The 23,513-nt window shown below is 71.7% G+C and carries 24 protein-coding genes and 1 tRNA gene; 9 read left to right on the top strand and 16 right to left on the bottom strand.

What is annotated here, in order from left to right; all coding sequences use genetic code 11:
• Positions 1 to 29 precede the first annotated feature (29 nt).
• The 6 genes from UW392_RS27925 (at position 30) to UW392_RS27900 (ending at position 8,855) form a co-directional block, all read left to right on the top strand.
• Positions 30 to 779 carry a response regulator transcription factor gene (locus UW392_RS27925; protein WP_320777893.1) on the top strand — a complete coding sequence of 250 codons (750 nt, stop codon included), beginning with the start codon at positions 30 to 32 and terminating at the stop codon, positions 777 to 779.
• Positions 776 to 2,383: a HAMP domain-containing sensor histidine kinase gene (locus UW392_RS27920; RefSeq protein WP_320777892.1), complete on the top strand. Its 1,608-nt coding sequence runs from the start codon at positions 776 to 778 to the stop codon at positions 2,381 to 2,383. Before UW392_RS27925 ends, UW392_RS27920 begins: the two co-directional genes overlap by 4 nt.
• A gap of 14 nt (positions 2,384 to 2,397) precedes the next feature.
• A complete protein-coding gene (locus UW392_RS27915) occupies positions 2,398 to 3,912 on the top strand; it encodes a glycosyltransferase (RefSeq protein WP_320777891.1) in 1,515 nt (504 codons plus the stop codon).
• Positions 3,909 to 6,188, top strand: a complete 2,280-nt coding sequence (locus UW392_RS27910; protein ID WP_320777890.1) for an ArnT family glycosyltransferase — start codon at positions 3,909 to 3,911, stop codon at positions 6,186 to 6,188. Before UW392_RS27915 ends, UW392_RS27910 begins: the two co-directional genes overlap by 4 nt.
• Before the next feature lie 156 nt (positions 6,189 to 6,344).
• Complete coding sequence (locus tag UW392_RS27905) at positions 6,345 to 7,955, top strand: MFS transporter (protein ID WP_320777889.1); 1,611 nt, start codon at positions 6,345 to 6,347, stop codon at positions 7,953 to 7,955.
• Positions 7,956 to 8,048: 93 nt separating this feature from the next.
• Complete coding sequence (locus UW392_RS27900; protein WP_320777888.1) at positions 8,049 to 8,855, top strand: TetR/AcrR family transcriptional regulator; 807 nt, start codon at positions 8,049 to 8,051, stop codon at positions 8,853 to 8,855.
• Between the two features lie 105 nt (positions 8,856 to 8,960).
• On the opposite strand, the gene UW392_RS27895 is transcribed toward UW392_RS27900, so the two are convergent.
• The 4 genes from UW392_RS27895 to UW392_RS27880 form a co-directional block, all read right to left on the bottom strand.
• Positions 8,961 to 9,434 carry a PPOX class F420-dependent oxidoreductase gene (locus UW392_RS27895; protein ID WP_320777887.1) on the bottom strand — a complete coding sequence of 158 codons (474 nt, stop codon included), beginning with the start codon at positions 9,432 to 9,434 and terminating at the stop codon, positions 8,961 to 8,963.
• Positions 9,435 to 9,611: 177 nt separating this feature from the next.
• Positions 9,612 to 10,436 (bottom strand): YceI family protein, encoded by an 825-nt coding sequence (locus UW392_RS27890; RefSeq protein WP_320777886.1) that lies wholly within the window; start codon positions 10,434 to 10,436, stop codon positions 9,612 to 9,614.
• A gap of 144 nt (positions 10,437 to 10,580) precedes the next feature.
• Complete coding sequence (locus tag UW392_RS27885) at positions 10,581 to 13,136, bottom strand: MFS transporter (RefSeq protein ID WP_320777885.1); 2,556 nt, start codon at positions 13,134 to 13,136, stop codon at positions 10,581 to 10,583.
• 24 nt (positions 13,137 to 13,160) lie between these two features.
• The gene (locus UW392_RS27880; protein WP_320777884.1) at positions 13,161 to 13,658 is read right to left on the bottom strand and encodes a MarR family winged helix-turn-helix transcriptional regulator; all 498 of its coding nucleotides are present in this window, start codon (positions 13,656 to 13,658) and stop codon (positions 13,161 to 13,163) included.
• A 274-nt stretch (positions 13,659 to 13,932) separates the two neighbouring features.
• Here UW392_RS27880 and UW392_RS27875 point away from each other — a divergent pair, with 274 nt between their 5' ends.
• Entirely contained in the window at positions 13,933 to 14,133 is a 201-nt protein-coding gene (locus UW392_RS27875) for a hypothetical protein (protein ID WP_320777883.1), read from the top strand.
• 323 nt (positions 14,134 to 14,456) lie between these two features.
• Here the strand turns inward: UW392_RS27875 and UW392_RS27870 are convergent, their stop codons facing one another.
• The 4 genes from UW392_RS27870 to UW392_RS27855 form a co-directional block, all read right to left on the bottom strand.
• The gene (locus tag UW392_RS27870) at positions 14,457 to 15,356 is read right to left on the bottom strand and encodes an RNA polymerase sigma factor SigF (protein ID WP_320777882.1); all 900 of its coding nucleotides are present in this window, start codon (positions 15,354 to 15,356) and stop codon (positions 14,457 to 14,459) included.
• A gap of 556 nt (positions 15,357 to 15,912) precedes the next feature.
• Complete coding sequence (locus UW392_RS27865; protein ID WP_414496708.1) at positions 15,913 to 16,908, bottom strand: RNA polymerase sigma factor SigF; 996 nt, start codon at positions 16,906 to 16,908, stop codon at positions 15,913 to 15,915.
• 257 nt (positions 16,909 to 17,165) lie between these two features.
• Positions 17,166 to 17,459: a Dabb family protein gene (locus UW392_RS27860; RefSeq protein WP_320777881.1), complete on the bottom strand. Its 294-nt coding sequence runs from the start codon at positions 17,457 to 17,459 to the stop codon at positions 17,166 to 17,168.
• Positions 17,460 to 17,504: 45 nt separating this feature from the next.
• Complete coding sequence (locus tag UW392_RS27855; RefSeq protein ID WP_320777880.1) at positions 17,505 to 17,681, bottom strand: hypothetical protein; 177 nt, start codon at positions 17,679 to 17,681, stop codon at positions 17,505 to 17,507.
• A 132-nt stretch (positions 17,682 to 17,813) separates the two neighbouring features.
• Here UW392_RS27855 and UW392_RS27850 point away from each other — a divergent pair, with 132 nt between their 5' ends.
• Positions 17,814 to 18,623, top strand: coding sequence for a VOC family protein (locus UW392_RS27850; RefSeq protein WP_320777879.1), 810 nt, complete (start codon positions 17,814 to 17,816; stop codon positions 18,621 to 18,623).
• 52 nt (positions 18,624 to 18,675) lie between these two features.
• On the opposite strand, the gene UW392_RS27845 is transcribed toward UW392_RS27850, so the two are convergent.
• The 5 genes from UW392_RS27845 to UW392_RS27825 form a co-directional block, all read right to left on the bottom strand.
• Entirely contained in the window at positions 18,676 to 18,870 is a 195-nt protein-coding gene (locus UW392_RS27845) for a hypothetical protein (RefSeq protein ID WP_320777878.1), read from the bottom strand.
• A gap of 167 nt (positions 18,871 to 19,037) precedes the next feature.
• Positions 19,038 to 19,122, bottom strand: a tRNA-Ser gene (locus UW392_RS27840).
• 100 nt (positions 19,123 to 19,222) lie between these two features.
• Positions 19,223 to 19,654: a tRNA adenosine(34) deaminase TadA gene (gene tadA / locus UW392_RS27835; RefSeq protein WP_320777918.1), complete on the bottom strand. Its 432-nt coding sequence runs from the start codon at positions 19,652 to 19,654 to the stop codon at positions 19,223 to 19,225.
• A gap of 107 nt (positions 19,655 to 19,761) precedes the next feature.
• Complete coding sequence (locus UW392_RS27830) at positions 19,762 to 20,295, bottom strand: hypothetical protein (RefSeq protein WP_320777917.1); 534 nt, start codon at positions 20,293 to 20,295, stop codon at positions 19,762 to 19,764.
• A gap of 465 nt (positions 20,296 to 20,760) precedes the next feature.
• On the bottom strand, positions 20,761 to 20,940 hold the full coding sequence (locus UW392_RS27825; RefSeq protein WP_320777877.1) for a hypothetical protein: 180 nt from the start codon (positions 20,938 to 20,940) through the stop codon (positions 20,761 to 20,763).
• Positions 20,941 to 21,078: 138 nt separating this feature from the next.
• On the opposite strand from UW392_RS27825, the gene upp reads away from it, so the two are divergent.
• Positions 21,079 to 21,714: a uracil phosphoribosyltransferase gene (upp, locus tag UW392_RS27820; RefSeq protein ID WP_320777876.1), complete on the top strand. Its 636-nt coding sequence runs from the start codon at positions 21,079 to 21,081 to the stop codon at positions 21,712 to 21,714.
• 64 nt (positions 21,715 to 21,778) lie between these two features.
• Here upp and UW392_RS27815 read toward each other — a convergent pair whose 3' ends face one another.
• The 3 genes from UW392_RS27815 to UW392_RS27805 all read right to left on the bottom strand — a co-directional run bounded on the left by UW392_RS27815 (position 21,779) and on the right by UW392_RS27805 (position 23,317).
• Positions 21,779 to 22,402: a LytR C-terminal domain-containing protein gene (locus UW392_RS27815; protein ID WP_320777916.1), complete on the bottom strand. Its 624-nt coding sequence runs from the start codon at positions 22,400 to 22,402 to the stop codon at positions 21,779 to 21,781.
• Positions 22,403 to 22,523: 121 nt separating this feature from the next.
• On the bottom strand, positions 22,524 to 22,820 hold the full coding sequence (locus UW392_RS27810) for a type II toxin-antitoxin system VapB family antitoxin (protein ID WP_004943146.1): 297 nt from the start codon (positions 22,818 to 22,820) through the stop codon (positions 22,524 to 22,526).
• Positions 22,821 to 23,173: 353 nt separating this feature from the next.
• Positions 23,174 to 23,317, bottom strand: coding sequence for a hypothetical protein (locus tag UW392_RS27805; protein ID WP_320777875.1), 144 nt, complete (start codon positions 23,315 to 23,317; stop codon positions 23,174 to 23,176).
• Positions 23,318 to 23,513: the final 196 nt, after the last annotated feature.

Here is a 23,513-nt window from a genome sequence, read left to right as displayed (position 1 = left end):
TCTCAGAGGTGGGCGCCAGGGTGTGGAGCATGACCACGACCTCGCCCCAGGGGCGCACCGAACTGCTGAGGCCGGACGGGAGCCCCGTCCGCGTGCTGGTGGTGGACGACGAGCTGTCGATCACCGAGCTGCTGTCCATGGCCCTGCGTTACGAGGGCTGGCAGATCCGCACCGCCGGGGACGGGCAGGGTGCGCTCCGGACGGCGCGTGAGCTGCGGCCCGATGCCATCGTGCTCGACATGATGCTGCCGGACATGGACGGGCTGACGGTGCTCGGCCGGCTGCGGCGCGAGCTGCCCGACGTGCCGGTGCTGTTCCTGACCGCCAAGGACGCGGTCGAGGACCGTATCGCGGGCCTGACGGCCGGCGGCGACGACTACGTCACCAAGCCGTTCAGCCTGGAGGAGGTCGTCGCGCGGCTGCGCGGGCTGATCCGGCGGTCCGGTGCCGCGGACCGGCGCTCGGACTCCGTGCTGGTCGTCGGGGACCTGATGCTCGACGAGGACAGTCACGAGGTGTCGCGGGGCGGGGACAACATCCACCTCACCGCGACCGAGTTCGAACTGCTGCGCTTCCTGATGCGCAATCCGCGGCGCGTGCTCAGCAAGGCGCAGATCCTCGACCGCGTGTGGTCGTACGACTTCGGCGGGCAGGCGAACGTGGTCGAGCTCTACATCTCGTACCTGCGGCGGAAGATCGACGCGGGGCGGGAGCCGATGATCCACACCCGGCGCGGCGCCGGTTACCTGATCAAGCCCGCGGTGGCCACCGTCTCATGAGCGGACGGCGACGGCCGCGGACGCGCGGGCGGGCGCGGGCAGGACGGCGACCGCGCACGCTGCGGACCCGGCTCGTCGTTGCCTCCGTGGCGCTGATCGCCGTGGTGTGCGCGGTGATCGGCACGGTGACCACCCTCGCGCTGCGGTCGCACCTGTACGAGGAGCTGGACGGGAAGCTCAAGGAGATCGCGGTGCGTGCTTCGGGCCCGCCGGGCCAGCTCCGGGACGGGCGTCCGGGCCCCGGCACGCAGCCGCTCCAGCTCGGCACGTTCGTCACCGAGGGCCCGGTGCCCGGCTACACCATTGCTGCGCGGGTGGAGGACGGCACCATCACCGACGCCCAGTACGGCGACAAGTCCGACGCCTACGAGATGAACCCCGAGGAGCTCGACGACGCCCAGGTCTCCCTGCTCGGCGCCGTCGCCCGGGACGAGGACGCGCACACCGTCGACCTGCCCGGTCTCGGCACGTACCGCGCCATGTACACGAGCAGCCCCACCGGCTCCTACTACGTCGCCGTTCCGACCACGGACGTCGACAACACCGTCAACACCCTGATCCTCGTCGAGGCCAGCGTCACCGCGGCCGGCCTCATCGCCGCCGGCCTCGCGAGCTCCGTCCTCGTCGGCGTCGCCACGCGTCCCCTGCGCAGGGTCGCCGCCACCGCCACCCGCGTCTCCGAGCTGCCGCTGCACTGCGGCGAGGTCACCCTCAACGAGCGCGTCCCCGAGTCCCAGACCGATCCGCACACCGAGGTCGGGCAGGTCGGTGCGGCGCTCAACCGCCTGCTCGACCATGTGCACGGCGCCCTGCACGCGCGGCAGGCAAGCGAGACGCGGGTACGGCAGTTCGTCGCGGACGCGAGCCATGAGCTGCGTACCCCGCTGGCCTCGATCCGCGGGTACGCCGAGCTCACCCGGCGCGGCCGGGAGCAGATCGGGCCCGACACGCGGCACGCGCTCACCCGCATCGAGTCCGAGTCCGGACGGATGACGTTGCTGGTGGAGGACCTGCTGCTGCTCGCACGGCTCGACGCGGGACGGCCCCTGCAGTTCGAGCACACGGACCTCGTGCCGCTCGTCGTGGACACCGTCAGCGACGCCCGGGCGGCCGGCCGCGACCACAACTGGCGGCTGGACCTGCCCGACGAGCCGGCCCTGGTCGCGGCGGACGCGGCCCGTCTGCAACAGGTCCTCGTCAACCTGCTCGCCAACGCCCGTACGCACACCCCGCCCGGTACGACGGTCACCGCGCGCGTGCGGCGCGGCGGGCCGTGGCTGTGCGTGGACGTCGAGGACGACGGGCAGGGCATCCCGCCCGAGCTGCTCCCGCACGTCTTCGAACGGTTCGCGCGCGGGGACTCCGCGCGCACCCGTGCCACCGGCTCGACCGGCCTCGGACTCGCCATCGTGCAGGCCGTCGCCGCCGCGCACGGCGGGGCCGTGACCGTCGACAGCGTGCCCGGGCGGACCGTGTTCACCGTGCACCTGCCGGCCGTCGCCCCAACGTCCTCCGCGCGTCTCGCGTCCGACCTCGAAATGAAGCGGCAACCGGACTCACAGGCACAGCACAGCGCCACCACATGGGCACAACAGGGGTCCTGACGACTGTCGTTCCCATGCGAACCGACTCTTCTCCCGGCTCCCTGCCGGCGCGGGAGCACCTCCCGGCCGGACTCGCCGCGACGCCTGTCCTGGACGTAGTGATCCCCGTCTACAACGAGGAGAAGGACCTCCGGCCGTGCGTCCTGCGACTGCACGAACACCTGGCGCGCACCTTCCCGTACGCGTTCCGCATCACGGTCGCGGACAACGCGTCCACGGACGCCACCCCGCAGGTGGCGGCGCGGCTGGAGGCGGAGCTCGCGGAGGTCACCTCCTTCCGGCTGGACCAGAAGGGGCGCGGGCGGGCGCTCAGGGCGGTGTGGTCCGCCTCCGACGCGCCCGTCCTCGCCTACATGGACGTGGACCTGTCCACCGACCTCAACGCGCTGCTGCCGCTGGTGGCCCCCCTCATCTCCGCCCACTCCGACCTGGCGATCGGCTCCCGGCTCACCCGGGCCTCCCGTGTGGTGCGCGGCCCCAAGCGGGAGTTCATCAGCCGCGCGTACAACCTGATCCTGCGGGGCTCGCTGCAAGCCCGTTTCTCCGATGCGCAGTGCGGCTTCAAGGCGATCCGCCGTGACGTGGCCCAGGTGCTGCTGCCGCTGGTGGAGGACACCGGCTGGTTCTTCGACACGGAGCTGCTGGTGCTCGCCGAACGTGCGGGCCTGCGCATCCACGAGGTGCCGGTGGACTGGGTCGACGACCCCGACTCGACGGTGCACATCGTGAAGACGGCGACCGACGACCTCAAGGGCGTGTGGCGGGTCGGCAGGGCGCTGGCCACCGGTTCGCTGCCGCTGGACCGGCTCGCCCGGCCGTTCGGGGACGACCCGCGCGACCGCGAGATCAAGGACGTACCGCGCGGCCTCGCCCGGCAGCTCGTCGGGTTCGGTGTCGTGGGCGTCCTGTCGACACTGTTCTACCTGCTGCTCTACAGCGGCTTCCGGACGTTCACGGGCTCACAGGTGGCCAACGCGCTCGCCCTGCTCGTCTCGGCGGTCGCCAACACGGCGGCCAACCGGCGCCTCACCTTCGGGGTCCGCGGCCGGCAGGGTGCCGTCCGGCACCAGGCGCAGGGGCTGGTGGTGTTCGGCATCGGGCTCGTCCTGACCAGCGGTTCGCTCGCCGCGCTGAACGCGGCGACGAGCGAGCCCGCGCACTCCACGGAGCTGGCGGTGCTCATCGCCGCCAACCTCGCGGCGACGGTGCTGCGGTTCCTGCTCTTCCGCGCCTGGGTGTTCCCGGACCGGCGCGAGGACGCGCCGGCCGCGCCTGCCGCCCCCGCCGCGCCGTACGGCACGTATCCGCACACCGCACATCCGTACAGCACGAACCCGTACAGCACGAACCCGTACAGCACGGACCCGTACAGCACGGACCCGTACACCACGAACCCGTACAGCACGAGCCAGTACGGCACGACCGAGTTCCGCGTCGGCGACGCCGCGGACGGCACCAGGGGGGACGCGACCGAACGGCTGCAGCCGGTGCGTCCGCACGACGATCACGATGCGAGGAACACCCGATGACGACCCACCACGATGCGACACACCAGGAGGGGACGGGCCCGGCCTGGGGCCCACCGCCGGCTCCGACCGCTCCACCCGCTCCCTCCACCCCACCCGCCCCCTCTACCCCACCCGTACCGCGCGCCGGTGAGCCGAAGCAGCCCTTCACGCGCCGGCTGTGGAGCGGCCGACCCGAGGACCCGCGCTGGGTGCGCCCCGCGTTCCTCCTCGCCCTGCTGGTGATCGGCGGCCTCTACAGCTGGAACCTGTCGGCCTCCGGGTACGCCAACTCCTTCTACTCCGCGGCCGTGCAGGCCGGCAGCCAGTCCTGGAAGGCGTTCTTCTTCGGCTCGCTGGACTCGGCCAACGCCATCACCGTCGACAAGCCGCCGGCCTCGCTGTGGCCGATGGCGCTGTCGGTGAGGCTCCTCGGCCTGAACTCCTTCGCGATCCTGTTCCCGCAGGTCCTGATGGCCGTCGCCACGGCCGGCGTGCTGTACGCCTCCGTACGCCGCCGGTTCAGCGCCACGGCCGGGTTCCTCACCCTGGCGGCCTTCGCGCTGACCCCGGTCGCCGCGCTGATGTTCCGCTTCAACAACCCGGACGCGGCCCTCGCGCTCCTGATGGCCACCGCGGTGTACTGCACGCTGCGGGCGCTGGAGAAGGCGCAGACGAAGTGGCTGGTGTGGGCGGGCGCCGCGATCGGCCTCGCCTTCCTGGTGAAGACGCTCCAGGCCTTCCTGATCCTGCCGGTGCTCGCGCTGGTGTACGTCCTGCTCGCGCCGACGGGTCTGAGGAAGCGGATCGGCCAGGTGCTGCTCGCCGGGCTGGCGATGGTCGTCGCGGGCGGCTGGTGGGTCGCGCTCGTGGAACTGTGGCCGGCGTCCTCCCGCCCGTACATCGGCGGCTCGCAGAACAACTCCTTCCTCGAGCTGACCTTCGGCTACAACGGTCTCGGCCGCATCAACGGCGAGGAGACCGGCAGCGTCGGCGGCGGCGGTGGCGGCAACGGCGGTGGCGGCTGGGGCGAGACCGGCTGGGACCGTATGTTCGGCTCCAGCATCGGCGGCCAGATCTCCTGGCTGATCCCGGCGGCGCTGATCCTGCTCGTGGCGGCGCTGGTGCTGCTGCGGAGGTCCGGGCGGACCGACACCGCCCGCGCCGCGTTCCTGGCCTGGGGAGGCTCGCTGCTGATCACCATGGTGATCTTCAGCTTCATGCAGGGCATCTTCCACGAGTACTACACCGTGGCCCTCGCCCCCTACATCGCGCCGTTGATCGGCATGGGCACCGCCCTGCTGTGGCGGGAGCGCGGCAGGACCTGGGTGGCGCTGACGCTGGCGGGTGCCATGACGGCGACCGCGGCCTGGGGGTACGTCCTGCTCAACCGGTCCTCCGACTACCTGCCCTGGGTGAAGTGGCTGGTGCTGGTCGGCGGTCTCGTCGCCGCGCTGGGCCTCGTCTTCGTCGCCAGGGTGGGCCGGCGACTGGCGCTCGCCGTCGTGGGACTGGGCGTCGTCGCCGCGCTCGCCGGCCCGACGGCGTACACCCTCACCACCCTGAACGAGGGACACAGCGGCTCGATCGTGACGGCCGGCCCGGCCGTCTCGGGCGGGCGCGGCGGACCGGGTGGCGGCGGCGGTCCGGGCGGTGGCGGCCCCGGCGGCGGCGGTTTCCCGGGCGGCGGCCAGAACCAGCAGGGCCAGGGCCAGGGCCAGGGAGGTCAGCAGAACGGTCAGGACGGTCAGAACGGTCAGCCCCCGACGGGCGGCTTCGGCGGCGACGGCGGCGGCGGCCTTCCCGGCCAGAACCAGCAAGGCCAGCAGGGTCAACAGGGCCAGCAAGGCCAGCAAGGCCAGCAAGGCGGTCCCGGCGGCCAGGCCGGTGAAGGCGCTGCGGGTGACGGTACGGGCGGCGGCGGCATGGGCGGTCTGCTGAACGGTGCCGAGGTCAGCGACGAGGCCAAGGAACTGCTGGAGGAGGACGCGAGCCACTACACCTGGGCGGCCGCGGCCATCGGCTCCCAGAACGCCGCGAGCTACCAGCTCTCCACCGGTGAGCCCGTGATGGCGATCGGCGGCTTCAACGGCACCGACCCCTCGCCGACGCTGGCCCAGTTCAAGGAGTACGTGGAGGAAGGCCGGATCCACTACTTCATCGCCGGTGGCATGGGCGGGGGAGGCATGGGCGGCGACAGCGGTACGTCCTCCCAGATCAGCGAGTGGGTCCAGGAGAACTTCGAGGAGGTCACGGTGGGCAGCGCCACCTTCTACGACCTGACCGAGCCGACGAGCTAAGCCGGTTCCCTTCGCGGGGCGGTGGCCCGGGCACCCTGCCCGGGCCACCGCCCTCTCCTCTTGTACGGCGTACAAGAGCTGCTCTACGGTGTACGACGACTCGCTCCCTTACACCGTAGAAGCCGTAGAAGCCGTAGAAGGAGAAGGGCAGGTCCCATGCCGGCGCCGACGACCGCCGCCCCCTCGAACGTCCCGCAGGAACAGCAGGAACAGCAGGAACAGCAGGGGCACCCGCAGCGCTGGATCATCCTCGGCGTCATCTGTCTCGCCCAGCTCACCGTGCTCCTCGACAACACCGTGCTGAACGTGGCGATCCCCTCCCTGACCCAGGAGCTGGACGCCGCCACCTCCGACATCCAGTGGATGATCAACGCGTACTCGCTCGTGCTGTCGGGCCTGCTGCTCACCGCGGGCTCGGCCGCCGACCGCTACGGCCGCAGGAAGATGCTGATCGCGGGCCTGGCCCTGTTCGGTGTCGGCTCCCTGGGCGCCGGACTCGCCGACTCCACCGGCCAGTTGATCGCCGCACGGGCCGGCATGGGCGTCGGCGGCGCGCTGCTGCTCACCACCACCCTCGCCGTGGTGATGCAGGTCTTCGCCCCCGACGAGCACCCCAGGGCCATCGGTATCTGGGCCGCCGTCAACGCCCTCGGCTTCGCCACCGGCCCGCTGGTCGGCGGTGTCGTGCTCGAGCACTTCTGGTGGGGCGCGATCTTCCTGATCAATCTGCCGGTGGTGGCACTGGGCCTGGTCGCCGTGGTCGCGCTGGTGCCCGAGTCGAAAAATATCCATGGCGAGCGGCCCGACCTGCCGGGCGCACTGCTGTCGACCGTCGGCATGGCCTCACTCGTCTTCGCGATCATCTCCGGGCCCGAGCACGGATGGACGTCCGGGCCGGTCCTGGTGACCGCGGTTGCGGCCGTCCTGGTGCTGACGGCCTTCGCGTACTGGGAGCGCCGCGTCCCGTACCCCATGCTCGACCTCGGCTTCTTCAGGAACCGGAGGTTCACGGGCGCGGTCGCGGGCGTGGTGCTGATCACCTTCGGCATGGGGGGCGCGCTGTTCCTGCTGACGCAGCACCTGCAGTTCGTGCTCGGGTACGACGCGCTGGAGGCCGGGCTGCGCACGGCGCCGCTCGCGCTCACGGTGGTCGTGCTCAACTTCTCGGGGCTGTCGGCGAAGGGGGCGGCCAGACTGGGGCTGCCCCGCTCCATCGCGCTGGGCATGGTGCTGATGTCGGGCGGGCTAGTGGCGATCGCGACGCTGACGGAGCACGGCTACGGCGGCACGCTGCTCGGTCTGCTGCTCATCGGCGGGGGTTGCGCGATCGCCAACCCGGTGATGACGCACGCCGTCATGAGCGCGATCCCGCGGGAGAAGGCGGGCGCGGGCGCCGGGATCAACGGCACCCTCGGCGAGTTCGGCACCGGGCTCGGCGTGGCTGTGCTCGGGGCGGTCCTCACCTCCCGTTTCGCCGCGCTGGTCCCGATGGCGGCGGGCTCCCTGCCGACGGCGCTGGCGACGGCCGGCTCGGCCGGGGAGCGGGAGCGGATCACGGACGCGTACTCCTCCGGACTGCAGACGAGCCAGCTGGTGGGCGCGGTGGCCGTGTTGCTGGGCGGCCTGCTGGCGGCGACGCTGCTGCGACGGGCGGAGCAGGCGGAGCAGCCAATTCCCCAGGCGGAGCAGCCGACTCCGCAGGCGGCGCAGCCGACGCCCCCGACTGACCGGCCCGCTCCCGATTCTCCGGCGGGCGTTTCGGGGTAGGGGCCCGCATAGCATCGACGGGGGCGGGCCACGGAGTCGCGCGGGCCGTCCCCGTCAGGGCCGTAGGGGTCGTGGTTCCCAGGAGGGTGCGCCATGGTGAGGGCAGCCGACCGGACGAAACGTCCGGCGCGGACCAGCGTCTGGCTGGAGGACAAGGCGCGGGCCGAGCGGGGCGGGCAGCCGTCGGGGCTCGACCGGGCGCGGATCACCGCGACGGCGGTGCGGCTGCTCGACGCGGAGGGGCTGGCGAAGTTCTCCATGCGGAGACTGGCCGCCGAGCTGAACGTGACCGCGATGTCCGTGTACTGGTACGTCGACACCAAGGACGACCTGCTGGAACTGGCCCTCGACCAGGTCTTCGGCGAGCTGCGCCTGCCGACGGAGGACGCCGACGAGGAGTCCGACGACGGCCCCGGCGAGCATCCCGATGAGGACTGGCGGGTCCAACTGCGCGCCCTCGCCGCGGAGTACCGGGGCCTCCTGGTGCGGCACCCCTGGGTGACGCCGATCTTCGGCACGTACCTCAACATCGGCCCGCACGCGCTCGGCTTCTCGCGCGCCGTGCAGCGGGTGATCCGGCGGACCGGCCTGCCGGTGCGCGGTCAGGCCGGGGCGCTCGCGGCGGTCTTCCAGTTCGTGTACGGGTTCGGCACGATCGAGGGCCACTTCATGGAGCGGTCAGCGGCCGCCGGGATGGGCCCCGACGCCTACTTCACCGAGGCCATGGCGGCGGTGACGCGGGCACCGCGGACCGGTGCCGACGAGGTGATCGAGAGGTCGCGGACGCTCATGGACGCCCGTGGGGGCGACACGGTGACGGAGATGTACGAGCGCGACTTCACCATGGCGCTGGACATCGTGATCGCCGGGATCGAGGCGATGGTGGCGCGCCCGGAGTGAGCGCGCCCCGCTCAGAGCCTCGTTCACAGGCTCTGCCTTGCCCACAGGCTTCGCCTCGTTCACAGGCTCTGCCTTGCCCACAGGCTCTGCCTCGTTCACAAACTTTCAGCCGTCCGACGCGGCCAGCCGCGCCGGGAAGCCGCCGGTGGCCACCGGGCCCCACCGGGTGGGCGTGACACGGATGATCGACTTGCCCTGCTTGATCATGGCCTCGCGGTACTCGTCCCAGTCCGGGTGCTCGCCGGCGATGTTGCGGTAGTACTCGACGAGCGGCTCGACCGAGTCGGGGGAGTCGATGACCTCCGCCGTGCCGTCGATCTGGACCCAGGGGCCGTTCCACTCGTCGCTGAGGACGATGAGACTGACGCGGTCGTCGCGCTTGGCGTTGCGGGTCTTGGCGCGCTCCGGGTAGGTGGAGACGACGATACGGCCCGAGTCGTCGACGCCGCAGGTCAGGGGCGAGCCCTGGGCGCTGCCGTCGGCACGTCGGGTGAGGAGCACGGCGCGGTGTCGGGGACGTACGAAGTCCAGCAGCTCCGGCAGGGACACAGCGGTGTTGGTCGCGATCTGGGGTGCCATGGCGGCAGCGTACGGGGTGCCGCGGCGATGAGGGTGTCCCTGCGGGGGTCAGGCCGGCGGAGTGTCCTCACCGGGCCGGGCGGGCCGACCGGAGTGTCCCGCCGTGTGGGGCCGGCGGGAGCGCTCTGTGCGTATGGGGGGTGTGTACGGGGTGTGTATGGGGGGGGGCTGGCGCCGTCAGGCGTCGTACGGGAGGCCGTCGCCCTGGACCGCCTGGATGTCCAGCTCGATCTTCAGGGTCGCACCGACGGCGGCGATGCCCGCCTGCAGGATCTCGCTGTACTTGATGGCGAAGTCGTCGCGGCGCAGCTCGGCGGTGGCGCGGAAGGCGGCCCGGGTGGCGCCCGCGGAGTCGGGGCCGGTGCCGAGGTAGTTCAGGTCCAGGTCGACCGGGCGGACGTAACCGTTCAGGGTCAGCTCGCCGTGGACGAGCCAGCGGTCGGTGCCGATCGCGGTGAGGCCCGAGGACACGTAGGTGATCTGCGGGTGGTTCTCGGCGTCGAGGAAGTCGGGCGACTTGAGGTGGCCGTCGCGCATGCGGTTGCCGGTGTCGATGGAGGCCGAGGTGATGACCGCCTCGACGCGGGACCTGGCCACGTCGTCGGGGGCGATCTCGATCCGGCCCGCGAACTCGTCGAACCGGCCGCGGATGCTCGCGAAGCCGAGGTGCTGGGCGACCGCCGTGACGGTGGAGTGGACCGGGTCGATGGTCCAGAAGCCGGGCGGGGGCAGTTCCGTGCCGCCCTGGCGGGTCAGGGTCACGGCGCCGACCTCGGCGCGGCCGCTCGCCGTGACGAAGGCGGTCGCGGCGGTGGGGGCGTACCCGACCGCGGTCACGATCGCGGTGTAGGCGCCGGGGGCCAGGGCCGTCCCGTCCTGGACGACGCCGTCGTCGTTCGCCTCGGCGCGCAGGACCTGGGTGCCGGTCATGTCGGTCAGGGTGACGACCGCGTGCGACACGGCCCAGCCGTCACGGGTACGGATCTTCGCGGACAGTGGCATGGTGGCGCAGCTCCTTGAGAGTGGTGCCCGGGGAGGAGGGAGGAAGGGAACGGGAGGGGGAGGGGGCCGTCGGTGGGGCCGGAAGTGGAACCGGCCCGTGGAGCGCGCGTCCGCTCTGCGCGCGCTCCACGGGCCGGGGCTCGGTCACTCGCCGGGGTGGGCGAGTTCGATGTCGTGGTCGTCGACACCGCGGTCGGTGACCGTCAGTGCCGTCGCCACCGGCGGGTAGCCCGTCGCGATGACGGTGTACTCGCCGCCGTCCAGGTCGGAGAAGGCGTACGCGCCGTCCGTGCCGGTCGTGGCCGTGCCGACCACGTTGCCCGCCGCGTCGACCAGGGTGACCCGGGCGTCGCCGAGGGGACCGCCGGAGGCCCGTACGACACCCTGGAGCAGGGCGCCGGACCGCAGGTCGATCTCGATGCGGGTGACACCGGTGACGCCGACCTCGACCGGGAGGGCCTGGGGGCGGTGGCCCGGCGCGTTGACCGCGATGGTGACCGTGCCCGGGACCAGCTCCGCGAAGTGGAACTCGCCCTGCTCACCGGTGGTCCCGGTGGCGAGCACGTCGCCGCGCACATCGGTGACGACGACCATCGCGTCCTTGACCGGCGTACCGGCCTCGGCGTCCCGGACCAGGCCGTTCAGCCCGCTCGTGCCGCTGAGGAGGACGTCGTACGCGACCGGCCCGTCGCCGTTCACGACGATCGTGGACGCCTGCGGCTGGAAGCCGTCGGCGGCGGCGATCAGGACGTACGACCCGGCGCTGGGCGCGTGCACCGTGTAGGCGCCGTCGCCCTGGGCCACCGAGCGGCCCAGCTGGCGTCCGCCGAGGGAGATCAGCGTGACGGCGGCCTGCGGCACGGGTGCCTGCTCGGCGCCGCGGACGAAGCCGTGCACCGGGATGCCGCCGGAGGCGGGCTGCTCGGACGCGGGCGCCGCCGCGGAGGCGACCGGGGTCAGCCGCTGGGTGGCCTCGGGGCCGGGCGCCGAGACGGAGGACGCCATGGCCGGCACCTTCTCCTCGGTCCGGTCCGCACCCTGGGTCTGACCCGGAGTGCGCGACGCGGCCGGGGCCTCGGCGGGGGAGGACGCCTGGCCGTCGGCCTCGGCGGCCTGGGCCAGGGCGCCGCTGCTGCGCAGCGGGATCTCCTTGATGAACAGCGTCACGATGAAGGCGAGGAGGGCGATCGGCGCGACGTACAGGAAGATGTCGGCGATGCCGTGCCCGTAGGCGCTCTCCAGCCACTCGCGGATGCCCGGGGGCAGCGCGTCCATGTCGGGGATGCCGCCGCTGCCGGAGGCCTGCGCGGCCGCCTGCTGCTGCTCGGGGCTGAGCGAGCCGATGGTGTCGGAGGCGTAGTGGCTGATCCGGGTCGACATCACGGAGCCGAGCACCGAGACGCCCACCGCGCCGCCGAGGGACCGGAAGAAGACCACGACGGAGGACGCGGCACCCAGGTCGCTGGGGGCCACCTGGTTCTGCGTGCAGAGCACCAGGTTCTGCATCATCATGCCGACGCCGAGGCCCATCAGCGCCATGAAGATCGCGATGTGCCAGTAGGCGGTGTCGTAGCGCATGGTCGACAGCAGGCCCAGGCCGGCCGTCAGCAGCACGCCGCCGGCCAGCAGCCACGCCTTCCACTTGCCGGTCTTGGTGATGATCAGGCCGGAGACCGTGGACGAGATGAACAGGCCGCCGATCATCGGGATCGTCATGACGCCCGACATGGTCGGGGACTTGTCCCGGGCCAGCTGGAAGTACTGGCTGAAGTAGACGGTGCCCGCGAACATCGCGATACCGACGAACAGCGAGGCGACCGAGGCCAGCGTGATGGTGCGGTTCCTGAACAGGCGCAGCGGGATGATCGGCTCGCTGGCCTTGGACTCGACGAGGACGAAGACGAGCGCGAGGACGATCGAGCCACCGACCATCAGGGCCGTCTGCCACGACAGCCAGTCGTACTTGTCGTCGGCGAAGGTGACCCAGACCAGCAGCAGGCAGACGGCGGCGGTGATGAAGAAGGCACCGGCCCAGTCGACCTTGACCTTGCGCTTGACCACCGGCAGCTTCAGCGTCTTCTGCAGCACGACCAGGGCGATCAGTGCGAACGGCACGCCGACGTAGAGGCACCAGCGCCAGCCGAGCCAGCTGGTGTCGGTGATGACACCGCCGAGCAGCGGACCGCCGACGGTCGCGACCGCGAAGGTCGCACCCAGGTAACCGGAGTACCGGCCGCGCTCACGCGGGGAGATCATCGCGGCCATGATGATCTGCGCGAGGGCGGACAGACCGCCGGCGCCCAGACCCTGGATGACACGCGCGCTGATCAGCATCGCGGGGTTCTGCGACAGACCCGCGACGACGGAACCTATGACGTAGATGACGAGGCCCAGCTGGACCAGGATCTTCTTGTCGACCAGGTCCGCGAGCTTGCCCCACAGGGGGGTCGAGGCGGTCATCGCCAGCAGCGAGGCGGTGACCACCCACGTGTAGGCGCTCTGTCCGCCGCCGAGGTCGTTGACGATCTCGGGCAGGGCGTTGGTGACGATCGTCGAGGACAGGATGGCGGCGAACATGCCGAGCAAGAGCCCGGAGAGCGCCTCCATGATCTGCCGGTGTGTCATCGGAGCGCCGCTGTCGGGGGTGGCGCCCCCGTGCTTCGCGTGGGCCCGCACACCGGCTGGTGTGGTTGTTGCCATGGGCTTCCTTCTCTTCATTACTGCTTATGCGGGTGTACGGGTCGTGTCGTCGTCCGCAGCCACGGATGCCGTCTGGTGTGCCCGCGGACCGGCCCGGCAGTCGCCGAAGCTCTCCCGCAGCCGGGCCATGAGCTGGATCAGCTGCCGGACCTCGTCCTCCGTCCAGTCGCTCAGCCGGTCGGCGAGCAACTGGGTGGTGCACGCGTTGAGCTCGTCGAGCTGGGCCCAGCCCGCGGGGGTCAGGCTCAGGGTGCGCGAACGCTTGTCGGCGGGGTCGGGCAGCCGCTCGATCCAGCCGCGCTCGGCGACGTGGGCGACATGGCGGCTGGTGACCGACATGTCCACGGCGAGCAGCTCCGCGAGCCGGCTCATCCGCATGTCGCCGTGGCGGCCGAGGAGAGTCAGCACGCCGGCCGAGCCGGCGGGACAGTCGGACGGCAGTGTCCGGCTCATCTCGCGCTTCACGACCCCGATGGCACTGAGCTGGCGGGCCAGCTCCTCATACCGAGCCTCTTCCGCCATCGCGCCTCCAGCATTCGTTGCTTAGGGCAACCATAGGTATGGATGGTTGCTGCAGGCAAACGAAAACAGGCATTCGAGAATAAAACCTTGGCAAAGGCAAGCATTGGCTAACGTAAACCCGCAGGTGAAGGCCCGGAAGGCGCAGGTCGGAGCCGGGCGGCCGACGGGTCGGCGGTCGCTCGGGCGAAGATCACCCTCCGAGCGGTGCGGAGGTCCGCCCAGGAGGGGCCCCGCACTTGGGCGGTTCCCCGGTGATTCGCTAGGGTCCGGGGGCATGGCTAACACCCAGGGCCCCCAGGGCAACTACGACCCCGCCGGCAGCACTCAGATGTTCCGTGCCTTCGTCGACGACGAAACGCCCCAGGGACGTCAGCAGGCGGCACCCGCACAGGCGGGTCCGCGTATCGGTCTCATCGTCGGCGTCATCGTGGCCGTGGTGGTCGTCGCCGCCGTCGCCTGGCTGGCGCTGGCGTAACACCGCGCGCTGGTGTGACACCGCACCGGCGTAACGCCGCACCGGCGTAACGCCGCACTGACGTAACACCGCACTGACGTAACACCGAAACCGCCGAGGTGCTGAACGCAGCGCCCCGGCGGCTCTCTTCTCTCGCACGACGTCCGTCGTGTTCTTCTGGCGGCTTCTGTCTACTTCTTCTGGCGGCCTCGTGCCGGCGTGGGAGCCGGCGTCTCGTGTCGGCGTGGGGAGTCGGCCCGGCCGGTCGCCCGTCGGACAGTCCGCGTGCCGCGGGCGGTGCCGTGACCGGGGCGACGGCGAGCCCCGCCGCTCCGGCGCCCCGCTCAGTCCGAGATCAGTCCCTCCCGCAGCTGGGCCAGCGTCCTGGTCAGCAGGCGGGACACGTGCATCTGGGAGATGCCGACCTCCTCGCCGATCTGCGACTGCGTCATGTTCGCGAAGAAGCGGAGCATGATGATCCGGCGCTCGCGCGGCGGCAGCTTGGCCAGCAGGGGCTTCAGGGACTCCCGGTACTCCACGCCCTCCAGCGCGGTGTCCTCGTAGCCCAGGCGGTCGGCCAGGGAGCCCTCGCCGCCGTCGTCCTCGGGGGCCGGGGAGTCGAGCGAGGAGGCCGTGTAGGCGTTGCCGACGGCCAGGCCGTCGACCACGTCGTCCTCCGACACGCCCAGCACGGAGGCGAGCTCGGTGACCGTCGGAGACCGGTCGAGTTTCTGGGAGAGCTCGTCGCTCGCCTTCGTCAGGGCCAGGCGCAGCTCCTGGAGCCGGCGCGGCACCCGGACCGACCACGACGTGTCGCGGAAGAAGCGCTTGATCTCCCCCACGACCGTGGGCATCGCGAACGTCGGGAACTCCACGCCGCGTTCGCAGTCGAAACGGTCGATCGCCTTGATCAGGCCGATCGTCCCGACCTGGACGATGTCCTCCATGGGTTCGTTGCGCGACCGGAAACGAGCGGCGGCGTAGCGCACCAGCGGGAGGTTGAGTTCAATGAGGGTGTCCCGGACGTAGGCGCGCTCGGGGCTGTTCTCGTCCAGGGCGGCGAGCCGCAGGAACAGGGAGCGGGACAGGGTGCGGGTGTCGAGGGACTCCGAGGCCGGAAGGGCCAGCTCGGGACCGGGCAGGTCCTGAGGGGCCTGAAGGTCCTGAGAGGCCTGGAGAGCTTCGGTCGCGGGCTCACTCTTCACGAGCGTGAGCACCTTCGAGCTGCCCTGGTCTACGGACATGCCACCCCCTTTGGGTCGCGGACGGTCGCGGCGCTCCCGTCGTGAGGAACGCAGCCTCCACCTGCATACCGGAGGCGAGGCCGCGGCAAACGCGCTTCCCGCAGAATGTCACATGTCGGCAACACGCTGTAGTGACATGTCGACATGGTGAAGGTGAATCGGCCCAGGAAAGAGGGGTTCTGGCGGAATTTCGGCGCAGAACTGTCGGAAAGGACGCCGATAGTCGATTCGCTCCCGCCGGTGATGCGTCGAGCTCCTATTCGGTCGCACGCCGTGGCCTGCGAAGCTCCCCCGAGGCCCCCATCCGTGCGCCCCACCTGCCTTCGTGCGCCCCGCGTGCCCCACCCACGAGACGCATGAACCTCCGCGCACCCGGCTGCACGAGCCGCTGCGGGCCCGGATGCACGAACTGCTCACGGTGGATTGCCGCTGGATCGGTGACGCATTACCGAAGGGCGGCGGTGGGCGGCGGTGGGCGGCGGTGGGTCGGCGAAATGTCCGCCGAGTGAGCTGGTGAATACCGCTCGGGGTGGGTGGAGGAGGAATGCCGGTGGACTCAGGCTTCGATCCGGTTCGCCGAGCGCAATCGGGCGAAACTGCGGGCGAGCAGCCGGGACACGTGCATCTGGGAGACGCCGAGTTCCGCGCTGATCTGCGACTGGGTGAGGTTGCTGTAATAGCGCAGGAGCAGGATGCGCTGCTCGCGTTCCGGGAGCTGGACGAGCAGGTGGCGTACGAGGTCCCGGTGCTCCACGCCGTCCAGGGCCGGGTCCTCGTAGCCGAGCCGGTCCAGCAGCCCCGGCATGCCGTCGCCCTCCTGGGCCGCCTCGAGCGAGGTCGCGTGGTACGAGCGGCCGGCCTCGATGCAGGAGAGGACCTCGTCCTCGGTGATGCGCAGCCGACCGGCGATCTCGGCGGTCGAGGGCGAGCGGCCCAGCGTGGTCGTGAGGTCCTCGGTCGCGCTGTTCACCTGCACCCACAGCTCGTGCAGCCGGCGCGGTACGTGGACGGTGCGGACGTTGTCGCGGAAGTACCGCTTGATCTCGCCCACCACGGTCGGCATCGCGAAGGTCGGGAACTGCACCCCGCGGTCCGGGTCGAACCGGTCGATGGCGTTGATCAGCCCGATCGTGCCGACCTGGACCACGTCCTCCATCGGCTCGTTGCGGCTGCGGAAACGGGCGGCGGCGTACCGGACGAGGGGGAGGTTGGCCTCGATGAGCGCCCCGCGCACCCGGTCGTGCTCGGCCGTGCCGGGCTCCAGCTGTGTCAGCTCTGCGAAGAGGAGCTGGGTCAGCGCCCGGGTGTCCGCGCCGCGGCGCCTGTCGGGCGAGGGTGCGAACGGGGGGTCGGGTGTGGGTGCGGATACGGGCTCGGGGCCGGGGCCGGGGCCGGTGCCAGGTCCGGGGACGTGGGCCTCGTCGGCGGAGGCGGGGGCGGGGGCGGGTGGGGAGGCCGAGGTGGGGGCGGGCCCGAGGGCCGGGGGTCTGGGCTCCCGCGGTGGTTCGGCCTCCACGCGGGGTGGGGCCTGAGGCGCAGTACTGGCCGGCACGGTCAACTCCACCTCTTGCTCTGTCAACTCGCTCCGTCAACGCATCCGTAACTCATCCCTCAAAAGCGGTCATAGCATCACAAGACATCCGCACTGTGCGCAAGCACCGCATCACTCCGTGTTGAGGGACGTGAAGGGCGCGGGGGCGGGGGAACGCAGAAGCCCCCCGCCGTTCGGCAGGGGGCTCAGTACTGCGGTTCCGCTCCGGACGAGCACAAGACGAGCGCAAGACGAGTAGAAAACGAGCGGAATCCGGCTCAGAACGCGTAGTCGGCGATCACCCAGGTGGAGAACTCCCGCCACAGGGCGACACCCGCCTGGTGCGCCGGATGCTCCAGGTACCGCTGCAGGGCGTCCAGGTCGTCGACCGCCGAGTTGATCGCGAAGTCGTACGCGATGGGCCGGTCGGTGATGTTCCAGTCGCACTCCCAGGAGCGCAGCTCGTCGATCCGGCCGCCGAGGGCGCGGAAGGCCTCGACGCCCTCCACCACGCGCGGGTCGTCGCGCTCGACGCCCTCATTGAGCTTGAAGAGGACCAAGTGGCGGATCATCGGGCGCTCCCATGGGTCACGGCGGTGTGCCGACGGCGCCCGGGGTCACTCACCCCCGTTGGCGACCCAGGTCATGAAGTCACCGACGGACCCGGCGGCACTCGAGATGCCCTCGAACCCTATCTGGACGTACTCGGCCGCCGTCTCCGGGTCGGTGATGACCACATAGAGGATGAAGACCACGACCACGTACAGTGCGATCTTCTTGGCGTGCACCACCACCGCGCCTCCCCGTCTCCTGCGCCCCGTGGGCCCCCTGTTGCCGGCGGTGAGTGTATCTCGACCACGTGTTCGCGTGAATGGAACGATCATGTACGCCCAGGATGTCCTCACCGGGACGACGAGGAGTACACGATGACCACCCGTCCGGGTTCGGCGAACGAGTCATGGCCGGACCGGTTCTGCTGGATGGACCTGAAGACCCACGACACGGCCGGCACCGCGGCGTTCCTGTCGGACGTGCTGGGCTGGCGCTTCGCGGTGGACGAGGAGGACTGGCGCAAGGCCGTCAAGATCTCCGCCGGGGGCCGCCGGATCGGCGGCGTCAGCGATCTCGCGTCTCCGGTCTACCCGCCGGGGATCCCCGCCCACATCGCGTACTACCTGGCCACCGACGACGTGGACCGTCGCACGCAGACGGCGACGGCGAACGGCGCGCGCGTGCTCGTGCCGCCCTTCGACGTGGGCGACCAGGGCCGCATCGCGACGTTGGCAGACCCGACGGGCGCCGCGTTCTCGCTGTGGCGGCGACCCGGCCGTTCCCTCGGGTGGCACCTTCCGTCGCGTACGCCCGCCGGTCCGCGGCGCATGGTCCTGGCCTGTGAGCATCCCGGCCGGGCCCGGGACTTCTACCGGAGGGTGACGGGCGCACCGCTCCCGTACGCCGACTTCGTCACCGTAAGCGGCACCGGCACGGGCACGGCCTCCGGCACGGCCGCCCCGCAGTGGGAACTGGCTGTCGGCGTCGACGACCTCGAGGACATCGCCGCCCGCGTACGCGCACACGGCCGGGGCAGCGTCACCCGGCTCGACGGAACGGGCGTCGGCGGGACGGCCGCCGGCATCACCACCGACACCACCACCCGTCCTCGTCCCACCGCTCTACGGCTGAGCAGCCCCGAGGGGCTGACGTTACGGGTGGAGCTGCTGGAGGGTGGCCGGTGACGCATCCTCGAAGGGCGCGTCCGTAACGGGTGATCACAGGCGATCGTCGTGGTCACAGGCGATCGTCGTGATCGCCGGCGGTCCGGGTGTCGTCGCTCCGCTCGCCCTCCGCCTGCGAGGGCTGGGTCCTGGGGACCTGCGGGTGCTGCGGCGCCGCCGTGCGCTCGCCCGCCTCGTCGCGCTCGCCCTCGGCCTGCGAGGGCGTCTCCGCGTACCAGGTGTCGTCTTCCGAGGCTCCCGATGCCATGACGGGCCTCCTTCGTCGCTCACCCTCCATGCTCCACCCGCACCGGCGCCACGGCACCTTCTGCGGGCCTGACCGGCTCGGGGGCGGCTGCGCCGCGCACGCCACGCGGTCGTGGCACGGACAGAGCGAAGGGCCCGGTCCATCGGACCGGGCCCTTCGCCCATCTGCGGTAGCGGAGGGATTTGAACCCTCGGTGACTTGCGCCACACTCGCTTTCGAGGCGAGCTCCTTCGGCCGCTCGGACACGCTACCGAGGAAGACACTACCCCAAGGTGTGCCGTGGTTTGAAATCCATATACGAGGACGGGGACGAGGCCAGGGCCGCGCGGGCCGGACAGGGGGTCGGAGCGGGTCAGCGGGTGCGGAAGAAGCCGGTGAGGAGCCGGGCGCACGCGTCGGCGAGCACGCCCTCGATCACCTCGGGCCGGTGGTTGAGGCGCCGGTCGCGTACGACGTCCCACAGGGAACCCGCCGCGCCGGCCTTCTCGTCGCGGGCGCCGTAGACGACCCGGTCGACCCGGGACTGCACGAGGGCGCCCGCGCACATCGTGCACGGTTCCAGGGTGACGACGAGCGTGCAGCCGGTGAGCCGCCACTCGCCCAGTTCCGCGGCGGCCCGGCGGATCGCCAGCACCTCCGCGTGGGCCGTCGGGTCACCGGTCGCCTCACGCTCGTTGTGCCCCGCGGACAGCACGGTGGTGCCGTCCGCGGCGAGGACGACGGCGCCGACCGGGACGTCCCCGCCCGCGGCCGCGCGCCCGGCCTCCTCCAGGGCGAGCCGCATCGCGGCCCGCCAGCGGTCCCGCACCGGGTCCGGGGGCGGCTCGTCGCCCACCCGGTGGACCCGGCGGAAACCGTTCTGTGGATGGGGTGCCCCAGGCGTACCGGAACTCAGCGGACCGTCTCCAGGACCTCCGAGGCGCCCACCGCCTCGGCGATCGTGCTGAGCGCGTCGTCGGCGTCGAGGGAGCGCAGCTCCTTCTCGCCGACGCCCAGGTCGTCGAGGACCTCGCTGTCCCCGACCGGGCCGTGGGGCACCGAGGAGTCGGCGGGCGCGCCGTCGTCATCGTCGTCGCCGTCGGGCTCGCCGTCCTCCGTTCCGTCGAGGTCGAGGGAGTCCAGGTCGGCGCTGTCGTCGCCGGGCTCCCTCCCGAGCAGTTCGTCGGTGAGCAGGATCTCGCCGTACGAGCTGCGGGCTGCCGCGGCGGCGTCCGAGACGTAGATACGAGGGTCGTCCTCGCCGTCCACGCGGACGACGCCGAACCACGCGTCCTCCTGCTCGATCAGTACGAGCACCGTGTCCTCGTCGACCGAGGCGTCGCGGGCCAGGTCGGTCAGATCCGACAGGGTCTCCACATCGTCGAGCTCTGTGTCGCTCGCTTTCCACCCGTCTTCGGTGCGCGCGAGCAGTGCGGCGAAGTACACCGTGACTCTCCCACTGGTCATAGGTGTGCCGGTTGGGAATCCCCCCGGCGGAGGTTGCGGACGGGGAGTGCTGCTCCGAGCCCCGCCCACTCGGAATCGTGGCAGAAACAAGGCGCTCAGGGGACGTCTTCGCCGCCCTGTGTCCCTTCCCCTTTCGGGATCGCTCGTTCGTCTCCGGGGCGCGGGAACCCGTACCGGGAGGCCGGTCGTGCCCGCCCCGAATGCGTGGGACGCGTGCGCTCCGGCTTCCGGCACGGACGCGCCCCTTCGGCCCACTCGCCCCGTGAGGGATCGGGTCAGCCGCGCGCTTGGTGCCGCCAGATGGTGATCGTACGCGGCTCGGGCGCCGCTTCCGTACGCGGTCGGCCCGTGGCGGTGCGTTGCCGCCGGATGCCGTAGCGGGACGGCGGCGGCCTCGTGGTGCGGGAGGGAGGGAACGCGCGGAAGAGGCGGGCGGGACCGCGGCTACCAGCGGAAGGTGCGCATGCGCATCGCGCGGCGCAGCCGGGCCGTCTTGGCGCGCCGTGGCTGGACCCGGGCGCGCAGCTCGCGGGCCTCCGCCAGGTCGCGCAGGAACTGGGCCCGGCGCCTCCTGCGCTCGGCCTCGGTCTCCGGCTCCTCCGGTTCCTCTTGCACGTCCGCCATCGGCACACCACCCCAGCTAGGTTTCTCCCACTTTCCCCCCGACGGGCGGTTTGATGCCAGCAGGCGGGTGATCTTCCGGATGGTGCCGTGCCCGGCGCGGCGGTGGTGGGCCCCGGCACCCCGGATACCCTGGTGGACATGCGTCTCCACGTCGTCGACCACCCCTTGGTCGCCCATAAGCTCACCACGCTGCGCGACCAGCGCACCGACTCCCCGACCTTCCGCCGGCTGGCCGACGAGCTCGTCACCCTCCTCGCCTACGAGGCCACCCGTGACGTGCGTACCGAGCAGGTCGACATCGAGACGCCGGTGTCCCGCACGACCGGCGTCAAGCTGTCCCACCCGCGCCCGCTCGTGGTGCCGATCCTCCGCGCCGGCCTCGGCATGCTGGACGGCATGGTCCGGCTGCTGCCGACCGCCGAGGTGGGCTTCCTGGGCATGGTGCGCAACGAGGAGACGCTGCAGGCCTCCACGTACGCCACCCGGATGCCGGACGACCTCTCCGGCCGTCAGGTGTACGTCCTGGACCCGATGCTCGCCACCGGCGGCACCCTGGTCGCGGCGATCAAGGAACTGATCGAGCGCGGCGCCGACGACGTGACGGCCGTGGTGCTGCTCGCCGCGCCCGAGGGCGTCGAGGTCATGGAGCGCGACCTGGCGGGCACCCCGGTGACCGTCGTGACGGCGTCCGTGGACGAGCGCCTCAACGAGCACGGGTACATCGTGCCGGGCCTGGGCGACGCCGGGGACCGGATGTACGGGGCGGCCGAGTAGCCGAGCGGGAGCGGACCGAGCGGCGGGCCGGCGCGGGCGGGCCGGGGCCGCGGCGGCCCCGCGGTCAGCAGGAGCGCGTCGCGGTCGGCGTCGGCTGCGGTGCGGTCAGCCGCTTCAGGGCCTGGTCGGCGTCCGGCTGCTTGGCCAGGGCCTTGAAGCCGTCACCGATGATGAAGTCGACCTCGGTGGGCTTCGCGCGGGCGTCGGTCCTCAGTTCGGCGCCCGGCAGCTGGGTGCCGAGGACGGGCAGCGCCGCGTCGGTGGCGGACTTCGCGCCCAGCAGGAGCGCGGTGCCGGGGACCTTCTTGTCGAACTTCTCGGAGGCGTTGGCCACTTCGCCGATGCGGAAGCCGCGCTTCTCCAGCGCCTCCGCGGTGGACTTGGCGAGGCCGCTGCGCGGGGTCGCGTTGAACACGTTGACCGTGATCCGGTCCGGCTTCGGCAGGGGCTTCGCCTCGGCCGCGGGGGAGGGGCTTGCCGTGGGCCCCGGTGTGCAGGCCGGGTCGGCGCTCGCCGCCGTGGCCTTGTCGCCGCCGCCGGAGAAGACGTCGATGAGCTGCAGGGTCCCCCAGCCGATCAGGCCGACCACCAGCGCGGACGCCACTATGGCGAGCACGAACCTGGGGCGCCTCGGGGGCCGGCGCATCCGTGGGTACTTGTCCCCCGTGATCCGGTACTCGCCGCCCATGCCGGGAGGGGTCAGCATGCTCATGGGCGCAGCGTAGTGCGCCGGGGCGGGGATGCCTACTAGATGATCATTGGCGCGTGTGCACGCCAACCCGAAAGGGCCAACGGGACGGGCGGGTGCCTCAGTCGAGTTCGAGGACGCGCGCGTGCAGCACCTGGCGCTGCTGGAGCGCGGCGCGTACGGCGCGGTGGAGGCCGTCCTCCAGGTAGAGATCGCCCTGCCACTTCACGACGTGGGCGAACAGGTCGCCGTAGAACGTCGAGTCCTCGGCCAGGAGGGTCTCCAGGTCGAGCTGCTGCTTGGTGGTCACCAGCTGATCGAGGCGGACCGGGCGCGGCGCGACGTCCGCCCACTGCCGGGTGCTTTCCCGGCCGTGGTCGGGGTACGGCCGGCCGTTTCCGATGCGCTTGAAGATCACACGGAAAGCCTACCGGTCCAGACGTTCCGGGCGCAGCCATGGCGACGGAGTGCGACGTCGGAAAAGCCGCAACAAAAAGGGCTGAAGCGGTGCTATTCGGCTGGGACGGGCGGAGGCGTCCGGGGTGCCTGGACCGCGAAACGTGCGCCGGGGTGCGCGAGTGGGTGCCGCCGGGCGGCCGGCGCGGCCTCGATCCGTGGAGCGGAGCGTGCGGGTGATTCGCCCGAAAGGCGCCCGGAAGCCACCCGAAAGGCGCCATGGAGGGACGAGCATGCGGCGAATGACTTCTCCGCGGTGTGCGCGGCCGGGCGCGCGAGGGTCTGGCCTCCGCCCGCCCGGCCGCGGTCGTGGCGTCAGCCGCGTTCGGTGTCGGTGCCGGTGGTCCTGCGGGGGCGTTCCGCCTCCGTGCGGGCGGGGGCCGGGGAGGGTTTCGGCGCACTGCGTGCCGCCTCCGCCCGGAGGAGGGCGCGCAGGACGGCGTAGGGGTCCTTCGGCATGGCTCAGTCCCTGTGTGCTCTGGGTGTGCGTGCTCTGGGTGTGGTGTGCGGGTGCTTGCTGCCGGCGGGCCGGGCCGGCCGTCAGCAGCGCAGGACCACCGAGCGTCGGGTGAGCGGAGGGAGCGGGAGGAGCGGCGGATGCGGGGGCACCGCGGAGGGTGCGGCCTCGGCGCGGGGGCGCGGGCGGGGCGGGGGC

Source organism: Streptomyces sp. CRN 30 (assembly GCF_034105845.1).
This window is presented reverse-complemented; position numbering and strand designations above follow the sequence as displayed.